At 60.3% G+C, this 3864-nt stretch carries 3 protein-coding genes and 2 rRNA genes (1 of these 5 running past the window's edge); 1 reads left to right on the top strand and 4 read right to left on the bottom strand.

What is annotated here, in order from left to right:
• The coding region (locus AUC71_RS03520; RefSeq protein ID WP_158007683.1) for a multicopper oxidase domain-containing protein at positions 1-749 on the bottom strand (749 nt) is incomplete at its 3' end.
• Positions 750-1127: 378 nt separating this feature from the next.
• Between AUC71_RS03520 and AUC71_RS03515 the strand changes: the two genes are divergently transcribed.
• Complete coding sequence (locus tag AUC71_RS03515; protein ID WP_069623158.1) at positions 1128-1727, top strand: cell wall hydrolase; 600 nt, start codon at positions 1128-1130, stop codon at positions 1725-1727.
• 104 nt (positions 1728-1831) lie between these two features.
• On the opposite strand, the gene AUC71_RS03510 is transcribed toward AUC71_RS03515, so the two are convergent.
• The 3 genes from AUC71_RS03510 to AUC71_RS03500 form a co-directional block, all read right to left on the bottom strand.
• A complete protein-coding gene (locus AUC71_RS03510; RefSeq protein WP_069623157.1) occupies positions 1832-2377 on the bottom strand; it encodes a formaldehyde-activating enzyme in 546 nt (181 codons plus the stop codon).
• A 369-nt stretch (positions 2378-2746) separates the two neighbouring features.
• Positions 2747-2861: ribosomal RNA gene (gene rrf, locus AUC71_RS03505) — 5S ribosomal RNA — on the bottom strand.
• 127 nt (positions 2862-2988) lie between these two features.
• Positions 2989-3864 (bottom strand): 23S ribosomal RNA (locus AUC71_RS03500); it runs 1870 nt beyond the window's last position.

The raw sequence follows: 3864 nt of genomic DNA, 5'->3' as shown, positions 1-3864 counted from the left end.
TCACGCGCGATCTCGTAGATCTTATGCCCCTCGATCTCCAGGTCGTAATAGATGTCGGCGCCGATATTGCCGACGCGCCACAGCTGGATCTCGCCGGGCTTGATGGGGATGGTCGGGTTGCGCAGGCCGTTCACCAAACGATTGGTCTTGTCGCCGGGATCGGGCGGATTGGGCACCTTGCCGTGCTTGTTGATCTGAATGTCGCGCAGGATCATGAAGCGCTGCGTGATGTCCTTCAGTTCAGGCCAGGGATCGAGCACGCCGTCGACGCTGATCAGGCCCGAGAGGCCACTGCCGATCTGATACTCGGTCGTCCCGTGAAAATGCGGGTGATACCAGAACAGCCCTTGCGGATGGTCCTTCGGGAAATCGACCACGTATTGGTAGTCCTTGCCGGGCTCGACCGTGATGAACACACTGTCGGCCGGGGCGAGCGGCGAGACGTTGGTCCCGTGGTAGTGAAGATTGGTGCTCTCTCCCTCGCCCTTCTCGTTGGTGAGTCTGAGGCGCAGCGTTTCGCCCGGCTTGAGCCGCAGCGTCGGCGGCGCGAACAGGCCGTTGTAGAGGTTCGTGGTGACCTTCTTGCCGGCGACCTCGATGGTGTGGGGCCCGACCGTTAGCTCGGTCTCGAGCACCCCATTTTCGCTTTCGATCTGAGGAGACTCCGCGAAAGCCGGACGCTTGTCCTTATCTTTGGCTATGGCGGAGAGCGGCGCGAGCAGGAGCAGCAGCGCACTAGAACAATTCAAAAGTATTCGTGAAATTGATCCGAAAGAGGCCGGTCTCTTTGCTTTGAAACCTCTTGGTCTCTCCATCGCCGAATCAACCCCCTCCCAGAGAACTTTCGTAAATCCGCCTTATCACTCCGATCTTTTCTGGACAACATGAGTGGCCGTGATTTCTGCTCAAGGACAAAGCTGAGCGCGGCGCATGTTGGCTTGGCGATCCTTTTGAAGCCAATCGCAAAGCTAGCCGGCCAGCCTCTCGCGGATACGGTCGATGCGGCGTGGCCGCCCTCAATCTAGCCGCAACCTTTTCCCACAATACTCCGAGGCGCTTTGCCGACGAGGGGACTTGAGGGGGGCATGAGGGGGGCACTTCTCCTAGCTTTGCTGTGCGGGCTGGCTGTGGCCGGCTGTAGCGGCCGCGCGCCCCAGGGCGCCGCCGTCGACACCTCGAACCTGACCGAGCGGGACTGCCTCGTGCGGGCCATGTATTTCGAGTCGAACCGCTCGAGCCCCGATGGGCTCATGGCGGTCGGCACGGTGGTGATGAACCGGGTGGATTCGGCGCGCTTTCCGAGCACCATTTGCGGCGTCGTGGGTCAACACCGCCAGTTCGCGCCGGGCGTCTTAACCCGGGCGGTCGATGCCCGGCAGGCGGCGCCCGCCGCGCGCGCCGCCGACGCCATTATGAACGGCGAGCGCTACGCGCCGGTCGGCAAGGCGATGCACTTCCACATGGCGAGCTACAAGAACCCCTACCCGGCCCGGTATGTGACGGTGGCCGGCGGCAACGCCTTCTATCTGAAACCAGGTCGCCGCTGGCAGAGCGAATATACCGGCACCGTGGCGGCGGCCTCGTCCCCGAAGCAGGGGCCCATCCAGTCTCTTTATCAGAAGGCCGCGGCCGTCGCCGCGCACGGGCGGCCGGGGCCACCTTGCGACCCGGCCTCCAGCCTCGCCGCCACCTCGCTTGCCTGCGAGAGCGAGATGGAAGGCCAATAACGCACACAAAAAAGCCGCCGCGGGAGGTCCCGGCGGCGGCTAATCGTGGTTCGACAAGCGCTCAAGTAGGCCAAAGGCCGGTAGCGCAAAGCAAAAATCAGGCGCTACTCGCCCTTGAGGCCCTTCTCGAAATATTTGTGGACGACCTTGTCCTGGTTCTCCAGCAGCCAGTCGATCGATGGCTGGAAGGTCATCGCCTTGTGGATCGCCTGCGTGGTGGCCTTGCGGTGGATGTCGAACAAGACTTGATGGTCGAGATCCTTGACCTCGACGATCCCGGGATTGAGCCACACCGAAACGATGATGCCGAGCGCGTCACACTTGTCCTTGGGGATGTCGCCCGAGCGCACGGCATCGAGCACGCCCATGGCCGTGGCGTATTGCACCGTGCCCATGAGGATATTGGTGTAGCGCGAGTCCTTGACGGTGACCTTGCTGACGCAGAGCGTGGGCGGACGCACCATGACGTCGGTGTTGAGCAGCGCGAGCACGCGGGAGTGGCCCTTGACCTGATCGCCGAGGAGACTGGCGAAAGCGGTGCCGAACGGCCCATCCATTTCACCGATTGCGACTTCCGGTTCCGCGGCAGTGCCGGGCGGGCCGCCGGCGACGAGGCTCTCGCCCACTCTCAAGACAATGCGATCGGACATGCTGCGACTTCGTCCCTGTTGTTGTGATGGAATTGGCCGGACTATGGCCGCCCGGGCACTCAGTCGCAACGCTTCACGCACAAAAAAACCGCCGCGGGATTTCTCCTCGCGGCGGTTCTTGTCGTGGCTGCCACTCTCTTGTCGAAGCAAGATTCTGGCGAAACCAACTCGTGAAAGAGGGGAACGCGCTCTATAGAGCACGTATTCTCGATGAGGGCTCTGGGAGCCCGAATTGCGCTCACGTAGCTCAGAGAGCGGTAGCGCAACAAAGCTGCGCTCGACGCGATCCGCGGTAGCGCAGCAATCGCGTGTTCAAACAGGCCAAAGGCCAAGAACACGACGAATGAATTTTGAAACCGCCCTTGGCAAGCCTGGCGACGACCTACTCTCCCAAGTCTTGAGACTTAGTACCATCGGCGCTGGAGCGTTTCACGGCCGTGTTCGGGATGGGAACGGGTGGGGGCGCTCCGCCAAAATCACCAGGCCAGCGAAGGGCGGTTTCAAATCTGGTCTCAACCCGCGCATATGAAGCGCGGTTCTTGCACCAATCCAATTGCCCTCAAGTAGCGCAAAGCGCGGTAGGGCAAATCAGATGGGCACTGACAATGAAAGCAATCAAGCCGATCGAGCTATTAGTACTGGTTAGCTTCACGCATTGCTGCGCTTCCACACCCAGCCTATCAACGTGGTGGTCTTCCACGGCTCTCAAGGGAGAACTAGTTTCGAGGTAGGCTTCCCGCTTAGATGCTTTCAGCGGTTATCCCGTCCGCACTTAGCTACCCTGCTGTGCCGCTGGCGCGACAACAGGTCCACCAGAGGTGCGTCCATCCCGGTCCTCTCGTACTAGGGACAGATCCTCTCAATTCTCCTACACCCACGGCAGATAGGGACCGAACTGTCTCACGACGTTCTAAACCCAGCTCACGTACCACTTTAATCGGCGAACAGCCGAACCCTTGGGACCTGCTCCAGCCCCAGGATGTGATGAGCCGACATCGAGGTGCCAAACGATGCCGTCGATATGGACTCTTGGGCATCATCAGCCTGTTATCCCCGGAGTACCTTTTATCCGTTGAGCGATGGCCCTTCCACACGGGACCACCGGATCACTAAGGCCGACTTTCGTCTCTGCTCGACTTGTCAGTCTCGCAGTCAGGCAGGCTTATGCCTTTGCACTCGACAGCTGATTTCCGACCAGCTTGAGCCTACCTTCGCACGCCTCCGTTACTCTTTGGGAGGCGACCGCCCCAGTCAAACTACCCACCATGCACTGTCTTGGACCCGGATGAACGGGCCGCAGTTAGATATCCATAATCGTAAGGGTGGTATTTCAAGGTTGGCTCCCCTGGAACTGGCGCCCCAGGTTCAAAGCCTCCCACCTATCCTACACATGCAGTTACGAATACCAGTGCAAAGCTATAGTAAAGGTTCACGGGGTCTTTCCGTCTAACCGCAGGAACCCCGCATCTTCACGGGGAATTCAATTT

Origin of the sequence: Methyloceanibacter marginalis, from assembly GCF_001723295.1 — a bacterium.
In the GTDB taxonomy this organism is placed as follows: Bacteria; Pseudomonadota; Alphaproteobacteria; order Rhizobiales; family Methyloligellaceae; genus Methyloceanibacter; species Methyloceanibacter marginalis.
This window is presented reverse-complemented; position numbering and strand designations above follow the sequence as displayed.